The sequence below is a fragment of the Martinezella sp. CNPSo 3959 genome (genome assembly GCF_057784355.1).
This window is the reverse complement of record NZ_JBXSOV010000020.1, coordinates 32,330-47,315: the sequence shown is the minus strand read 5'-3', so window position 1 is coordinate 47,315 and position 14,986 is coordinate 32,330. Positions and strand designations below refer to the sequence as shown.

General features: G+C 61.3%; 14 protein-coding genes. 7 read left to right on the top strand and 7 right to left on the bottom strand.

The genetic code is table 11. The annotated features are described in order from the left end of the window. The first annotated feature begins 43 nt into the window (after nt 1–43). Nucleotides 44–1,108, top strand: coding sequence for a D-alanine--D-alanine ligase family protein (locus AC13RE_RS27290; RefSeq protein WP_488565247.1), 1,065 nt, complete (start codon nt 44–46; stop codon nt 1,106–1,108). 36 nt (nt 1,109–1,144) lie between these two features. On the opposite strand, the gene AC13RE_RS27285 is transcribed toward AC13RE_RS27290, so the two are convergent. Beyond that, nucleotides 1,145–1,492: a CAP-Gly domain-containing protein gene (locus AC13RE_RS27285; protein WP_113409068.1), complete on the bottom strand. Its 348-nt coding sequence runs from the start codon at nt 1,490–1,492 to the stop codon at nt 1,145–1,147. A 502-nt stretch (nt 1,493–1,994) separates the two neighbouring features. On the opposite strand from AC13RE_RS27285, the gene AC13RE_RS27280 reads away from it, so the two are divergent. After that, the gene (locus tag AC13RE_RS27280; protein ID WP_488565246.1) at nt 1,995–3,179 is read left to right on the top strand and encodes a four-carbon acid sugar kinase family protein; all 1,185 of its coding nucleotides are present in this window, start codon (nt 1,995–1,997) and stop codon (nt 3,177–3,179) included. Then, nucleotides 3,176–4,189 carry a 4-hydroxythreonine-4-phosphate dehydrogenase PdxA gene (pdxA, locus tag AC13RE_RS27275; RefSeq protein ID WP_488565245.1) on the top strand — a complete coding sequence of 338 codons (1,014 nt, stop codon included), beginning with the start codon at nt 3,176–3,178 and terminating at the stop codon, nt 4,187–4,189. Before AC13RE_RS27280 ends, pdxA begins: the two co-directional genes overlap by 4 nt. 8 nt (nt 4,190–4,197) lie before the next feature. Here pdxA and AC13RE_RS27270 read toward each other — a convergent pair whose 3' ends face one another. Continuing rightward, a complete protein-coding gene (locus tag AC13RE_RS27270; protein ID WP_488565244.1) occupies nt 4,198–5,109 on the bottom strand; it encodes a LysR family transcriptional regulator in 912 nt (303 codons plus the stop codon). 113 nt (nt 5,110–5,222) lie between these two features. Here AC13RE_RS27270 and AC13RE_RS27265 point away from each other — a divergent pair, with 113 nt between their 5' ends. From AC13RE_RS27265 to AC13RE_RS27255, 3 genes are all read left to right on the top strand, one after another. After that, entirely contained in the window at nt 5,223–5,969 is a 747-nt protein-coding gene (locus AC13RE_RS27265) for an SDR family oxidoreductase (RefSeq protein WP_488565243.1), read from the top strand. Nucleotides 5,970–6,071: 102 nt separating this feature from the next. Continuing rightward, nucleotides 6,072–6,545, top strand: coding sequence for a VOC family protein (locus tag AC13RE_RS27260; protein ID WP_488565242.1), 474 nt, complete (start codon nt 6,072–6,074; stop codon nt 6,543–6,545). Nucleotides 6,546–6,776: 231 nt separating this feature from the next. Next, nucleotides 6,777–7,520 carry a metallophosphoesterase gene (locus AC13RE_RS27255; protein ID WP_488565241.1) on the top strand — a complete coding sequence of 248 codons (744 nt, stop codon included), beginning with the start codon at nt 6,777–6,779 and terminating at the stop codon, nt 7,518–7,520. Nucleotides 7,521–7,576: 56 nt separating this feature from the next. On the opposite strand, the gene AC13RE_RS27250 is transcribed toward AC13RE_RS27255, so the two are convergent. From AC13RE_RS27250 to AC13RE_RS27230, 5 genes are all read right to left on the bottom strand, one after another. Beyond that, on the bottom strand, nt 7,577–10,735 hold the full coding sequence (locus tag AC13RE_RS27250) for an efflux RND transporter permease subunit (RefSeq protein ID WP_488565240.1): 3,159 nt from the start codon (nt 10,733–10,735) through the stop codon (nt 7,577–7,579). A gap of 23 nt (nt 10,736–10,758) precedes the next feature. After that, nucleotides 10,759–11,907, bottom strand: coding sequence for an efflux RND transporter periplasmic adaptor subunit (locus AC13RE_RS27245; protein ID WP_488565239.1), 1,149 nt, complete (start codon nt 11,905–11,907; stop codon nt 10,759–10,761). A gap of 61 nt (nt 11,908–11,968) precedes the next feature. After that, nucleotides 11,969–12,577, bottom strand: coding sequence for a TetR family transcriptional regulator (locus AC13RE_RS27240; RefSeq protein ID WP_132717643.1), 609 nt, complete (start codon nt 12,575–12,577; stop codon nt 11,969–11,971). 228 nt (nt 12,578–12,805) lie between these two features. Then, nucleotides 12,806–13,285 (bottom strand): hypothetical protein, encoded by a 480-nt coding sequence (locus AC13RE_RS27235; RefSeq protein WP_132717644.1) that lies wholly within the window; start codon nt 13,283–13,285, stop codon nt 12,806–12,808. A gap of 117 nt (nt 13,286–13,402) precedes the next feature. After that, nucleotides 13,403–13,834: an OsmC family protein gene (locus AC13RE_RS27230; RefSeq protein ID WP_004117925.1), complete on the bottom strand. Its 432-nt coding sequence runs from the start codon at nt 13,832–13,834 to the stop codon at nt 13,403–13,405. 343 nt (nt 13,835–14,177) lie between these two features. Here AC13RE_RS27230 and AC13RE_RS27225 point away from each other — a divergent pair, with 343 nt between their 5' ends. Then, entirely contained in the window at nt 14,178–14,972 is a 795-nt protein-coding gene (locus tag AC13RE_RS27225) for a FadR/GntR family transcriptional regulator (RefSeq protein ID WP_132717645.1), read from the top strand. Nucleotides 14,973–14,986 lie beyond the last annotated feature (14 nt).

Genomic DNA, 14,986 nt, shown 5'->3' with positions numbered 1-14,986 from the left:
CTTCTCCTATCACACCCATCCTAGCCCGGGAGAGCAACCCTCAATGTCGAAACTACGCGTCGCCGTTCTGTTTGGCGGTCAGTCCACTGAGCATGAGGTTTCCGTCATGTCGGCCCGCAATGTCGTCAAGGCGATTGATGGCGGACGATATGAGATCGTGCCGATCCTGATCGATCGCGCCGGGCGCTGGCTGCTGGTGGAGGAAAAGGGTGGCGTGCTTCCGGAGCCGATTGCCTATGAGGGCCGGCAAGTCTGCCTGGTGCCGGGCGGCGAGGGGCGGCTGATGGCGCTGGAGGGTGCTGGCGCGCGCGAGCTGCCTGCGGTCGATGTGCTGTTTCCGGTGCTGCATGGGCTGAATGGCGAGGACGGTTCCATTCAGGGTCTTGCCCAGATCGTCGGCCTACCCCTCGTCGGCTGCGGCATTCTGGGCTCGGCCAACGCGATCGACAAGGATATGGCAAAGCGCCTGCTGCGCGAGGCCGGCCTGCCGGTTGCCCGCTCCGTGACGCTGACGCGTGGCGAAAAGCCCGATTTCGATGAGATCGTGAGCAGGCTCGGCTCGCCAGTCTTCGTCAAGCCGACGCGCCAGGGCTCGTCGGTCGGCGTCAGCAAGGTGCAGGATGCGACAGCCTTCGAGAGCGCACTGACTGAGGCCTTCCGGCATGACCGAAAGGTGCTGGTGGAAGAATTCGTGCGCGCCCGCGAGATCGAATATGCGGTCCTGGAGCAGCCGGATGGCGCGCTCTTCGTCTCCGTGCCGGGCGAGATCGCGACATCAGCAACGTACGAGCTCTATTCCTACGAGGCGAAATATCTCGATCAGAACGGCGCCGTCGTCACCGTGCCGGCGGATATTCCGGCTGGCACGGCAGACGCGATGAAGCGCATGGCGGCGGATGGCTTTCGCGCGCTCGGATGCGAAGGGCTGGCGCGCGTCGATTTCTTTTTGCGGCCGGATGGCAGCGCCGTCATCAACGAGATCAACACCATGCCAGGCTTCACCAATATCAGCATGTATCCCAAGGCCATGGGCGCCTCGGGCATTTCCTATTCGGAGCTTATCAGCCGCCTGATCGAGCACGGGATTGCGCGGGCGCAGCAGGGGTAATGCAAAGGGGCGGCTGGCTTTAATGCCGCCCGCCCGTCAGACCTTTTCCTTCTTCTTGGTCTTGACCTTCGGCTCGGCGGGCGCATCCGGTGTCGGCGCGAGCAGCTTTCTGAGCGAAGCGATCTTGTCCTTGACCAGCGGGCGGAAGCGGCTGGCGCGATAGGGCATGTCGGCGGCGCCATAGCCTTCCGGCCCGTCGTCATTGCCGCGGTGGATTTCCTCCAGCTTCACGCCGATGAAGGTGCCGTCGACATAATGCGTGTATTCGCCGACCCAGCGGATGGTGTAGATCGTCCCCTTGCGGATCAGCTGATCGATGCTGACATGCTTGAATTTGTCGTCGATGCAGACGACCTTCTGGCCCACATGGAAATCGTAACTCACCCTGCCCTCCTTGAAGCGACTGAAGCGATCCGCCGCGCCGTTCACTTACAAGCATATCCGCATATGCGCCAGTGGGTAAACGCGGGCAGACGTCGCAGCCCGGATGGATGAAATGGCAGGCAGTTGCATAGGGACAGGTTGGCCCCTCATCCGTCCTCTCACAGTTTCGCTTCGCTCAACTCTTCTAGTCCACCTTCTCCCCGCACGCGGGGCGAAGGGGTTTGGCACTGTCGCCCCCTCTCCCCGTCAAAACGGGGAGAGGGCTGGGGTGAGGGGCGCTTTTTGTTTCATATGCAATCGCCTACTCCAATCGCCTACTCCAATGGCGGAAGGGGTTGTGCGACCGCGATCTCATAGGCGACGGCCCGACATGACTCGGTGACAAAGCAACCCGTTGACATCCTTCATAGAAGGCTGAAGATTGCGCTTCGTCCGAGCCGCCGCAAGGGCCGCCCATGTCCACATCCGATACCCGCAAGGCCCGCTGAAGGCTTTTCCGCCAATGCCCACCCTCCGCCTCATTGCCGATGATTTGACCGGCGCGCTCGATACCGCCGTCGAATTCGTCGGTGTCTACGGGCCAATCGCGGTCGAGCGCAGCGATGCGCTTTCCATGAAGCTGCCGGATTGCCTGGCGATCGACAGCGGCACCCGAGAGAAAACGGCCGCCGAAGCAGCTGATATCGTCGGCGGCATCGCGCCGCTGCTGCAAGGCGCCGATCTCGCCTTCAAGAAGGTGGACAGCCTGTTTCGCGGCCCCTGGGCGGCGGAGTTGGCCGCCTGCTTCCAGCTCGGCCACTGGCGGCATTGCATCCTCGCGCCGGCCTTTCCGCATCACGGGCGGCATACACGCGGCGGCCGGCAGGTGCTTTATGCCGGCAAGGACGCCTGGCGCGACATTAGCGGCGATCTCGTCACGCATCTGCGAGCCGAGGGATTGCCGGCCTTCAACACGACCCTCGATAATCTCGAAAACCAGCCCATTCCGGATGGCATCCATGTTTTCGATGCGCATACGGATGACGATCTGGATGCCGTCATCGGATGGGTATCGTCGCGGCTGGAAGGACCTGTCCTCTGGAGCGGCACCGGCGGCCTCGCCCGCGCTCTGGCACGCAATATCGACCGGGCAACGCACCACCGCTCTCCCGCCAGGAAAAACGAGGGCAAACGCTACCCAACGCCATCGGTCCCCATCTCGCGCAAGCTGCAAAGGCCGGTGCTCGGCCTCTTCGGCTCGGATCAGCCGATCACGTTGGCGCAGCTCCAGGCCTGCGGCCCTAATTGGCTGAAGCTTGCGGAAGGCGCTGATGCCGACGCCATCCATCATCAAATTCAGCAAAGTGGCGTCGCCATGGTAAGCCTTGATCTACCGACGGGGCTTGAGCGCGATGATGCAGCAAGGCGGATCGCGGCGAGCTTCGGCGGCATGGCCAAGGCGCTGCCCGCCCCGGGCACATTGATCGTCGCCGGCGGCGAGACCCTGCGCAATCTCTGCTCGGCGCTCGATGTGGCAGCCCTCAGCATCACCGGCCAGGCCGCACCCGGCCTCCCCCGCTCGACGATCGTCGGCGGCCCGTGGGAAGGTACCACGGTCATCTCCAAGTCTGGGGCCTTCGGCGGCCCGACCCTGTGGCGCGACCTCTTGAGTGAAAACGGGCTGATTGCCGGAGGAGAAGAACCATGACGCGGCATCTGGCGATCACCATGGGCGACCCCGCCGGCATTGGCCCGGAAATCATCGTCAAGGCTGCGATGCGGCTGAAGCATCGGCTTGAAGAAGGTAAGTTAAAACTTACAATTATCGGCAGCGGCCCGGCCCTGCGGCTTGCCGAGCAGCAGCTTGGCCTCGATATCGAGATTCCCGAGACTGAGATGGAGAGCGACTGGCCGAACCTCTGCTTCATCCAGGCTGATGCCGAAGGAGAGCCGATCCTGCCTGGCCGGCTTTCTGCAGACGGTGGACGCATGGCGTTCAAGGCGATCGAAAAGGGCGTTCAACTCGCCATGTCAGGCAAGGTCGGCGGCATCGTCACAGCGCCCCTCAACAAGGAAGCGCTGAACAAGGCCGGCTTCCATTATGCCGGTCATACCGAGCTGTTGGCGGAACTGACCGGCGCGCGCGGCTCTGTCATGATGCTCGCCCATGGCAATATGCGTGTCAGCCATGTCACCACCCATGTCGCGCTGGAGGACGTGCCGAAACGCCTGACGCCGGAGCGCCTGCGGCTCGTCATCGACCTCACGCACAAGGCTCTCAAAAACCTCGGCATCGCCAGGCCCAAGATCGCCGTTGCCGCGCTCAATCCGCATGCCGGCGAAGGCGGTCTCTTCGGCCGGCAGGATATCGACATCTCCGCGCCTACTATCGCCAAGGCCGTCTCCGATGGGCTCGATATCGTCGGCCCCGTCCCCGGCGACACCGTCTTCGTCAAGCTGCGCGCAGGCCAGTATGACGCCGTCATCGCCATGTATCACGATCAGGGCCATATCCCCGTCAAGTTGCTGGGTTTCGAGATCGATCCCGCGACGGGCAAATGGATGGATCTTTCCGGCGTCAACATCACGCTCGGCCTGCCGATCGTGCGCACCTCGGTCGATCACGGCACCGCCTTCGACATCGCCGGCAGAGGCATCGCCAATGAACACAGCCTGATCGAGGCCATCGAATTCGCTGAGAGGTTGGCGGGCGGCTGATAAGAATCTTAAGCCGCCGATGTCTCGCCAAAGAGCTGATCGGTGCGCTCGGAGAGCAGCGCAAGAAAGGCCTTCGTCCTCGCCGCAGGCCGCAGACCCGGCGGATAGATTGCATGGACGTCCACGCGCCTGAACTCATAGGAGGGCAGCACGGGAACGAGCCTGCCTTCGGCGATCTCCCTGCCGCAGACGGCAGCGAACAAGGACCCTATTCCCCTTTCCGCCAGCACCGCCTCCATGAGCGGCCTCCAGTGATTGACGCGCCATGTGGTGCGGATCGGCGCTTCTACCGTCCCACCATCTGAGCCGATCAGTTGCAGTCGCTCATCCGCCGCGAAACCGGCGACCCGAATGAAAGGATGCGCCGCGAGCTCCGCCGGTTCGCGCGGCTGCCCGCATCGTTCGATGTAGCCGGGAGCGGCCAGCATGAGCCGGCGCATCGTCCCCAGCCGACGGGCGATGAAATTGCCGCTGCCGATCTCACCGATGCGGATGGACAGATCGACGCCTTCGGTCAGCGGATCGACGAAGCGGTCGTTCAGGGTTACGTCGATGGCCAGGGCCGGATGCAACCTTTGAAAATCGATGAGCAACCTGGGCAAGGTCATCTCGCCTAGCCCGTGCGGCGCAGCGATCCGAAAGGTTCCGGTCAGCGATGTCTCGGCCGATGCGACGGAAGCCTCCGCCTCCTCGGCGGCCTCGATAGCGCGCTTGGCATAGTCGTAGAAGCGCGCCCCCGCATCGGTCGCCTGCACCGATCGGGTCGTGCGGTAGAGGAGCCGCGCGCTCAGATGTTTTTCCAGCTTCTCGACACGTTCGCTGACAGTGGGCTGGCCAAGGCCAAGATCGCGCGCGGCGGCCGAAAGGCTGCCGCGTTCGATGACGCGGATGAAGATGCGCATGGCGGAAAGCATGTCCATGACAAAATTCTATCGTCTTTTACGATAAATGACATCGCCATTCGCTCTCTTCCAAAGAAAATGCCGATCGACGAACTAGAGACCGGTCAACAATCCAAATCGGAGAACCAGTCTTGCAGACCAGCACCATTCAATCGGGCAATATCCAGCCTCAATCTCTCCAGGGTCAGAATGTCGTCATCATAGGCGGCTCTTCGGGCATCGGCCTGGCGACCGCCAGGCGGGCCAAGGAAGCCGGCGCAAATCTCTTTCTGCTATCCCGCAATCCGCAGCGTCTTCACGAAGCTGCGGAAGCGATCGGCGGCGCGACCCAGATCGTCGCGGACATCGCCGCACCGCAGCCAACGATATTCGCCGGGATCGACAGGATCGACCATCTGCTGATCACGGCCGGCACCGTGCACCTGCAGCCGCTGAAGGATCAGTCCGAGGCGGATCTCTCGAAGGTCATGAGCGAGCGCCTGATCGGGCCGCTACTCGCCGTCAAGGCCGCTCTCCCCCTGCTGCATGGCGCAAGTTCGATTACCCTGACCTCCGGACAATTCGCCTCCCGCCCAGCCGCCATCGGTGCGGTCGTGGCCGCCGCCGTCAGCGCGGTAGAAAGCACGGTTCGTGCGCTTGCCCTCGAACTGTCGCCGATGCGCATCAACGCGATCTCGCCGGGATGGGTGGATACGCCGCTGCTCGATGGCCTGATGGGCGAGGCCAAGCGGCAGGTGCTCGAACAGACCGCCTCGACGCTGCCGAGCCGCAATATCGGCAGGCCGGGGGATATCGCCGAGGCGATCCTTTTCCTGATGATGAACCGCTTCGTGACGGGAGAGGTCTTGCACATCGATGGCGGCGGCCGCCTCGTTTAATGGCCGGCGGCCGACATAGGGTCGAAAAAATTTTCGCAATCCTGTCGGCCTTGCCGCTCCTCCTTCGTCCTCAGGGCGTCCAATTGGAGAGAGGAGTACCAAATGTCCAAGATTGCCCCATGCCTGTGGTTTGCACGAGAAGCGGAGGAAGCAGCGAATTTTTATGTCTCGCTCTTCCCCGACTCCCGGATCGATCATGTGCAGAAGAACGTCGTCGATACGCCTGCCGGCAAGCCCGATGAGGTTCTGGTCGTTACTTTCACGCTCGCCGGCCAGCGCTTCATGGCACTGAACGGCGGCGACCGCATCGAATACAATCATGCGATCTCGCTGGAGGTGGATTGCGCCGACCAGGCTGAGGTCGACCGCCTTTGGGACGGTCTTGTTGATGGCGGCACGCCGGTGGAATGCGGTTGGGTGACGGATCGCTACGGTGTCTATTGGCAAGTCGTGCCGGCGGTGCTCCGCAAGTATATCGCCGATCCGGATCCGACCAAGGCGGCCCGCGTCATGCGAGCCCTTATGGGGATGGTCAAACTCGACATTGCCGGCCTCGAAGCCGCCTATCGCGGCTGAGCGGGGTAACCCTTCGGGAGGTTACACAAGGTGCGACCTCCCGAAGATGATCCCGAATCTTTCTGCAATTTCAGCGGTTCAGACCAATGCCGGCGCCCGTAAGACTTGCAGCAACTCGATGCTTGGAATACCGTCCGTTATAGGCTCGTCAAAGGCGGGTTTCTCGATACCATTCAAGCGATTGGACTGCCGCGCCGTTCAGGCACGACCCGGCAGGAAACGGCGGATTCCATGCAGCAGCAAAGAGACCGCATCGATCTCACCGGACGCGACTATGCCGCGATCTATGCGCTGAGCGACATCCACGGCTCCTATGACGAAATGGTGGAAGCGGAAAGGCGCATCGTTGCGGATGCCCGCACCCTTCCCGGCCGAAAGCTCCTGATGTACCTCGGCGATTATGTCGATCGCGGCCCGCGCTCCAGTGACGTGCTGGCCCATCTCAGCGCGCCGCCACCCGAGGGCTTCGACCGCTATGCGCTTTGCGGCAATCACGACGATGCCTTCCTGCGCTTTCTCGATAATCCCGAAACCAACAGCCACTGGCTCGAATTCGGCGCGCTGCCGACACTCGCATCCTACGGCATTGATGCCGGACATCTTCTCTTCGATCTAGGCTATAGCATCCGGCAATTGCGCGACATGACGCTGAACGCCATGCCGCCGGCGCATGTCGATCTGCTGCGTTCATTGGCCGTAGCCGTCATTTTAGACTCGACGCTCTTCGTGCATGCCGGCATTAAGCCCGGTATCCCCTTAAGCATTCAGACGGACGAGGATCTGATGTGGATCCGTGAACCCTTCCTGTCGGAAGGGCCGCAACTGCCGCTACTGGTCATCCACGGCCACACACCGCATTCGCACGCCACCTTCGGCTCGGGCCGCATCGGCATCGACACCGCGGTTTCCATGGGCGGAAGCCTGACGATCCTCAAGATCGCCGAGGGCAGACCGACGATCCTCCAGTCGATCTGAACGGTTCAAACAAATATCCCGGCTCGAAGCCGGGATATTTGTTTCTTTCAGGCGTCCTACTCCGCTGCCACCGCCGGCGGCAACTGAACCGTATTGCCCTCTTCCTCGTCGGCCTGCTCGCTGGCAACCGGCTCCGCCGACTTGCTCTTGGGATCGCGGCCGAAGAACAGAGCATAGCCGGCCGGCAGGACGAAGATCGTCAGCACGGTCGCGACCAGAATGCCGCCCATCATGGCGTAGGCGAGCGGCCCCCAGAAGACACCGCGCGAGATCGGGATCAGCGCCAGCACAGCCGTCAGCGCCGTTAGCATGATCGGCCGGAAACGACGCACGGCCGATCCGATGATCGCTTCCTTCCTGTCCATGCCTGCCGCGATATCCTGGTCGATCTGGTCGACAAGGATGATCGAGTTGCGGATGATGATGCCGAGCAGCGCGATGACACCGAGGATCGCAACGAAGCCGAAGGGCGCACCGCTGATCAGGAGGGCACCGGCCGCGCCGATGATGCCGAGCGGGCCGGTGGCCAGCACCAGCATCGCCTTGCCGAAGTGCTGCAGCTGCGCCATCAGGAGCACGACGATGATGACGAGCATGATCGGCGCCTTGGCAGCGATCGAGGCCTGGCTTTCGGCGCTGTCCTCGGCACCGCCCTGGATTTCGATCTTGTAGCCGGCCGGCAGGCTGCTCCTCAGATCGGCCATGTCGTTGTAGAGCTTGGCCGTCACGTCGTTCGACTGCACGTTGTCGGGCAAGGTTGCCCGCACTGAGATGGTCGGCAGGCGGTCACGGCGCCATTCGATGCTCTGCTCCATGACGGGCACGATCTTGGCGACCTGCGACAGCGGCACGAACCCACCGGAGTCTGTGGGAATATAGACCGAGTTCACGGAGGTCAGCAGGTGGCGGCTTGCCTCCGGCTCGCGGGCAACGATCCCGACGGTTTCCTCACCCTCGCGATAATTGTCGAGCGTGAAGCCGGACATCGAGGCCTGCAGCATCTGGCGGATGCGCTGCGAGGTGACGCCGAGAGCCCGGGCACGGTCCTGATCGATCACCAGCTTCATAGCCGGCACCGGTTCGAGCCAGTCGTCATGGATGGCGCCGAGCAACGGATTTTGGGTAAAGCGCTGCTTCACCTCGTCGGCAATACGGCGAACCTCCTGCCGGTCGGGACCCATGACGCGCAGCTGTACGGGCCAGCCGGTGGGCGGACCGAGGAACAGGCGGTCGACCTTGCCACGGACGGAGGGGAAATCCGCCGCCAGGATACCGCGCATCTTGGTGATCAGCCGCTCGCGGGCCGGCTCGTCCTTGGCCATGACCAGCATCTGGGCATAGTTCGGATTGGTGAGCTGCTGATCGAGCGGCAGGAAGAAACGCGGTGCGCCCTGACCAACATAGGTGGCGATGAAGCGCTTGTCCGGATCATCGGCCATGCGGGCTTCCAGGGCCTGCGCCTGCCGCTCGACTTCCTTGATGCTGGTGCCTTCAGGCAGCCACAAGTCCACAAGGATTTCCGGACGCGACGACTGCGGGAAGAAGTTCTGCGGAATGAACTGGAAGGACCAGAGGCTGCCGACGAAGGCGGCGAGCGTCAGGAGCAGAACGATAACGCGGTGGCGTACGGCCCAGGCGACCGAGGCGTGCAGACGGCGATAGAATCGCGTGTCGAACACATCATGATGCTCACCGGCATGATGCCGTTGTTTGAGGATCATGTAGCCGAGCCATGGCGTGAAATAGACGGCCACGAACCAGGAGACCACAAGCGCGATGCCGACAACGTAGAAAAGCGAACGGACATATTCGCCTGCTGTCGAGGCCGCAAATCCCACCGGGATGAAGCCGGCTGTCGTGATCAGCGTGCCGGTCAGCATCGGGAAGGCGGTGGAGGAATAGGCGAAGCTGGCAGCATCGAGCTTTACGAGCCCCTCTTCCAGCTTGCGCTCCATGAGCTCGACCACGATCATGGCGTCGTCGACCAGCAGGCCGAGTGCGATGATGAGCGCGCCGAGCGAAATGCGCTGCAGATCGATGCCGAGCTCGTACATGATGGCGAAAGTCGCGGCCAGCACCAGCGGAATGGCGATGGCGATCACGAGGCCGGAACGCCAGCCGATCGACAGGAACGAGACGATCAGCACGATGACGAGAGCTTCGCCGAGCGCATGCATGAATTCGCTGATCGCGTCGGTGACGACATCAGGCTGATTGGCGATCTGATCGACCTGAACGCCGACCGGCAGCGAGGCTTCGAAGCGTTTATAGGTTTCCTCGACCGACGTACCGACGTCGGTCACCTTGAAGCCTGGAGCCATGACGACCCCGAGCTGCACGCTTGGATGGCCGTTGTAGAGGAACTTGGCCGTATAGGGATCCTGCAGCCCGGCGGTGACGGTGGCGATATCGCCGAGACGGGTCACCTGGCCACCGGCGTTGAGCCGCAGGTTCTTGATATCCTCTATCTTGTTGACATCGCCCTCGACCGAGATGCGCACGGAGCGGGTGCTGGTATCGACATTACCAGCCGGATCGACGTTGTTCTGGCCGATAATGGCGTTCTTCAGATCGTTGAGCGTCAGCCCACGCTCGGCCAGAACCTTGGAGGAGACATCGATATAGATCTGCTCTGCCTGGTCGCCGATGATGGTCGCCTTCTCGACGCCGGGCGTCGAAAGCAGCATGTCGCGGGCCTGGATGGCGAATTTCTTCAGCTCCGGATAGGTGTAGCCGTCGCCGCTGATCGAATGCAGCGTGATGAAGGTATCGCCGAATTCATCGTTGAAATAGGGGCCGAGCAGGCCAGACGGCAGCTCGTTGCCGATATCGCCGACCTTCTTGCGGATCTGGTAGAAGGCATCCTTCACTTCGGCGGTGTTGGTATCGCCCTTGATCTGGATAGTGGTGATGGCAAAGCCGGCGCGGGTATAGGATTTGACCCAATCGAGATGCGGCGTTTCCTGCAGCTTGCGCTCGATCTTGTTGACCACCTGGTCTTCCATGTCCTGCAGCGAGGCACCGGGCCAGACAGTCTGCACGACCATGACGCGGAAGGTGAAATCCGGGTCTTCCTTCTGACCCATATGGGTCAGGCCGAGCGCGCCGGCGATGATGATGAGCCCGAACAGGAAGCGCGCGATGCTCGGATGGGCGATCGCCCACCGCGACAGGTTGAAACGCTTCCTCTCACCGGAGGTGCTATTGATGGACATAATCTCGTCCCCCTCGATCCGGGTCAGCGTACGATATCCGCCGAGGCGGCGTTGATTTCTGCGGAAGCCTGCTGGGCTGATGCAGCCGGAAGCTTGACCTTCATGTTCTCGGTCATGAATTGCGTACCGGCAGCGACAACGACATCGCCGGCTTTCAGGCCATCAGCGACCCGTACGCCGTCATCGGCGAAATCGGCAACCTTGATGGCACGGGAATGCACTGTGCCTCCGCTCCGATCGACAATCCAGACGATCTGCTTGCCGTCCTTCTGCGCAAGCGCGCTCAGCGGAATGGAAACATAGGACTGGGTATTGTCGGCAAGCGCCTCGATCGTCGCAGTCATGCCGAGCAGCACCCGCGGATCGTTCGGCACGCTTACACGCACGGCGAAAGTACGCGACTGATCGGCACTCCCTGACACTTCCCGCACCTTTCCATTGAGCACGAGGGCGGCGTCGGACCAGAAGCGCGCCTTGACGTCCTTGCCGACCTTGAATTGGGCGATGTCCATTTCTGGGACAGCGACCTGCACTTCCTTTTCGCCATCGACGGCAACGGTGATGACAGGTGTGCCGGAACTGACCACCTGGCCGACATCGGCATTGATTGTGGTCACGATGCCGTTCATGTCGGAGGTCAGGTCGGCATAGGCGACCTGGTTCTTCGCTTCGGTCAGGGCCGACGCCGCAGAATCCCGGGTCGAGACGGCCTGCTCGTAGGAAAGCTCCGCCTGTTCGAGCTGCGACTTGGAGGTGACATTCTTGTTAAAGAGTGTCTGCGCACGCGTGCGGGCAAGCTCGGTCGTCTGCACCTGTTTCTCAGCCGCATCCAGATCGGCCTGCGAGCGGCGCACCGCGAGAATATAGTCGGTGGCGTCCATGCGGGCGATCACATCGCCGGGTTTTACCCTCTGGCCGATATCCACCTTGCGCTCGACGATCTTACCGTTGACACGAAAGCCGAGATTCATGTCCGTCCGCGCGCGAACGACGCCGGAATAATCAAGCTTGCGCGTCGTGTCAGCTTGCGCGATTTCAACGACCTTGACCGGCCGGACCACCTCCGCTGTCTCCTCTTTCTTCTCATTGCAGCCCGTAAGCCCAAGTCCGAAAGCGGCAAAGAGAGCCGCACCGGCAATGGTCCGTAAGGTGGTGGTCGTCAGCGAAACCATGTCGCTCTCCTAAAGTCGAACAAAAGAGTGGAAGCACGCCGGCCATCCGGTGCGCGTATTGCTATTTCTTCAAGGCCCTGATGGCGAATTCGATGAGATCCTCGGGCTCGGCCCGGTTTGTCTTGGCGAGGCACTGGGCCACCATCTGCGGGTGACAGAGATTGATGGTCGCCGCGCCGAAACATTTGGACGCGACATAGGGGTCCTGCTCGACGAACTCACCGGCGGCAATACCCTCCGCAATGATCTCGGCGATCAGATCGTGGATGCGATCGATATGTTTTTCGATGACGTGCCAATCGCGCTCGATGGCGACAACGACCATCTCGTGAACCTTCTGCTCGTCGAGCATGGTTTCCAATATCATCTTGTACTGGGATAGCGCGTAGGTCCGCAGCCGCTCGCTCGCGCTGATCGGCTGATTGCGGATGCCAAGAGCCATCTGATAGCTCTGGCCGAGCATACGCCCACAGATAGCCTGATGGATTTCCGTCTTGGAACCGAAGAAACGATAGATATTCGCCGTCGACATGCCGAGATCGCGCGCAATATCGGCTACGTTCGTCTTGTTGTATCCGTAGTGGCGAAACAGCTTTTCGGCGGCATCAAGAATGCGCGTGATGTTTTCCTGACGGGCAGGATCGGCGTTGACATCGGAAAGCTCGAGCATAAAGGAAGCCTGATAGATTACGAGTGACGATTTTCAATTTTCGTCACTCGTAATCTATCAGAGTGCCGATGTCAAGAAGCCGCCCACAACCGTAGGCAGCTTCAGATGCTACTGAATAAACCGATGATGTGGCAAAGAACTTGAAACAACAGTTAAACGTTCAACAACGCTCCTTGCGGAACGGGCTGAAAGTGTCCGGCATTTTGTCGCAGGCCAATCCCTGTGCGATCAGGCACCCACAAGTGTCGGATGGAAACGACGAAGGCTGAAAAAGCCGACGAAGACAATGACCACCAAAAGCGCCACCTGCGCCGCAAGGATCGGCGGCTCGTTACCGGTAGGCGCCAGCGCATTGAGTGCCGGTATCTTCTGGAACGATTGGATGATGAGCACCAGACAGTTGAAGAACAGCAGCACGAGCGCACCGATCACGAAGACGGCACGCCATAGGCCGGCAAGGTGGAATGTGTAACGCGCCAGTGCCGTCGGAATGAAGATCAGCAGACAGATGATGCCGACGATGATCGCTGGCGTCACGCCATGAAACGGGAACAGAAAACCCGTCAAGCTGGTGAGAACCGTCGTCAGCATATAGACGAGCGTCGAGCGGTTATGACGGTCGGCGGTGAGAAAGCCGTAGGCTACCACGATGCCGCTGATGATGGCGACCAAGCTGATGACGACGTGAATCAAGAGAATTCCAGACATTCGCCCCTCCAAGGGGCATTGCATTCCGATGGAAATGACAGCCCAACGCCCCGAATGCGGAATATATACGAAACGCGCCGCGCCAGCCAGCGCGACGCGAGAGCCTGAAAAGGCCACTTAGGCGGCGTGAACTTCCAGGGAGATCGGAACGGAGGCAAGCGCCTTGGAAACCGGGCAACCCGCTTTCGCCTTGTTGGCAAGCTCGGTGAAGGTCGCTTCATCGGCGCCAGGCACCTTGCCGGTCAACGTCAGGTGGATGGCGGTGATGGCGAAGCCGCCTTCGACGCTTTCGAGTGTCACCTTGGCCGTCGTCTCCATGCTTTCGGCGGTGAAACCGGCCTCGTTGAGAATCAGCGACAAGGCCATGGTGAAGCAACCCGCATGAGCCGCGCCGATCAGCTCTTCCGGATTGGTGCCAGCAACGCCTTCGAAACGGCTGGCGAAGCCGTAAGGATAATGATTGAGTGCGCCGCTTTGGGTCGAGATCTGACCCTTGCCGTCCTTCAGACCGCCCGACCATTGAGCCGAACCCGTACGATTGATCTGCATGTCGTTCTCCTTGTCGTTGAATGAACTTGGGGAGGCGGTCCCGCCTCCCGGTAACGATCGACGGCAGGCGGAATGGCCGCCTGCATCGTCACCATAATCCTTCTATCTCTCGAAGACGACGCCGCAGTAACAGCAGGCGCGCCGGCTTTGAAAAGCCTTGTGGTCGCGGATTGTTCCCAAACGGCTGGAAGGCAGCAAACTAAATCATCATACAAGAATATTGCCAATGTATGATGATTAGCGTACCCTCATCTCAATGCGAAAAGGGAAGGTGCCAATACGCCCAGCTCCTTCGCAGCGAGAGGTTTCCGCAGAGAATGCGGAATGGTGCGGAGGAAAAAGCGTGGAATCGCTGCAAGGGCAGGAGCATGGCGCGTCGGCCAAGCCTGAGCGTCGTCCGCGTGTGCGTAAGAATGTGACGGCGGCGATAGCCGAAGACATCTGCGCGGAACGCTATCCCTCCGGCTCGACCCTGCCGCGCGAAAACGATCTTTGCGAAATGTACGGCGTCAGCCGCACGGTCATCCGCGAATCCCTCAAGGTGCTGGAGTCCAAGGGCCTCGTGCGCGGCAAGCCACGCATCGGCACCACTGTCTGCGACAGGGATGACTGGAACATTCTCGACCAGGATGTGCTGGAGTGGATGGGCCCTTATATCGCCGATTTCGATATTCTCGGCTCCATCCTCGAAGCGCGCCGCACCATCGAACCCGCGGCTGCCGAATATGCGGCGGAACGAGCGACAGCACGCGAGATCGCCGATCTGGAAAACGCCTGGGAGCGCATGCGCGACAGCGGCGATGATCCGGAAGGCTTTACCGAAGCCGACGTGACCTTTCACAAGCTGCTGCTCAGCGCCAGCCACAACCAGGTGTTCCGGCGCCTCTCCAGCGCCATGCATGCCGGCCTCAAATATGCGCTGCACGCTTCCAACGTCGCCGCCGACAGCCGCGACGAAGCAATCGCCGTGCACGGCGAACTCGTGGAAGCGCTGCGCCTTCGCGACCGCGATGCAGCGCGCGCCTGCGCTCACCGTATGCTCGATCTTGCCGCCCGTGATCTCGCCGTCGAACGACGGCTGGACAAAGGCCGGAAAACAAATCCCGAAACCCCGAGATCTGCGGTCTCACGCCGCTGACACAACCCAAAGCC

What these genes read in the sequence shown, in the direction of transcription:
- AC13RE_RS27240 (WP_132717643.1), bottom strand. Translation starts at nt 12,577, where the DNA reads ATGCTCGAGCTTTCCGATGTCAACGCCGATCCTGCCCGTCAGGAAAAC.
- AC13RE_RS27270 (WP_488565244.1), bottom strand. Translation starts at nt 5,109, where the DNA reads ATGGACATGCTTTCCGCCATGCGCATCTTCATCCGCGTCATCGAACGC.
- AC13RE_RS27250 (WP_488565240.1), bottom strand. Translation starts at nt 10,735, where the DNA reads ATGTCCATCAATAGCACCTCCGGTGAGAGGAAGCGTTTCAACCTGTCG.
- AC13RE_RS27280 (WP_488565246.1), top strand. Translation starts at nt 1,995, where the DNA reads ATGCCCACCCTCCGCCTCATTGCCGATGATTTGACCGGCGCGCTCGAT.
- pdxA (WP_488565245.1), top strand. Translation starts at nt 3,176, where the DNA reads ATGACGCGGCATCTGGCGATCACCATGGGCGACCCCGCCGGCATTGGC.
- AC13RE_RS27245 (WP_488565239.1), bottom strand. Translation starts at nt 11,907, where the DNA reads ATGGTTTCGCTGACGACCACCACCTTACGGACCATTGCCGGTGCGGCT.
- AC13RE_RS27255 (WP_488565241.1), top strand. Translation starts at nt 6,777, where the DNA reads ATGCAGCAGCAAAGAGACCGCATCGATCTCACCGGACGCGACTATGCC.
- AC13RE_RS27230 (WP_004117925.1), bottom strand. Translation starts at nt 13,834, where the DNA reads ATGCAGATCAATCGTACGGGTTCGGCTCAATGGTCGGGCGGTCTGAAG.
- AC13RE_RS27235 (WP_132717644.1), bottom strand. Translation starts at nt 13,285, where the DNA reads ATGTCTGGAATTCTCTTGATTCACGTCGTCATCAGCTTGGTCGCCATC.
- AC13RE_RS27290 (WP_488565247.1), top strand. Translation starts at nt 44, where the DNA reads ATGTCGAAACTACGCGTCGCCGTTCTGTTTGGCGGTCAGTCCACTGAG.
- AC13RE_RS27260 (WP_488565242.1), top strand. Translation starts at nt 6,072, where the DNA reads ATGTCCAAGATTGCCCCATGCCTGTGGTTTGCACGAGAAGCGGAGGAA.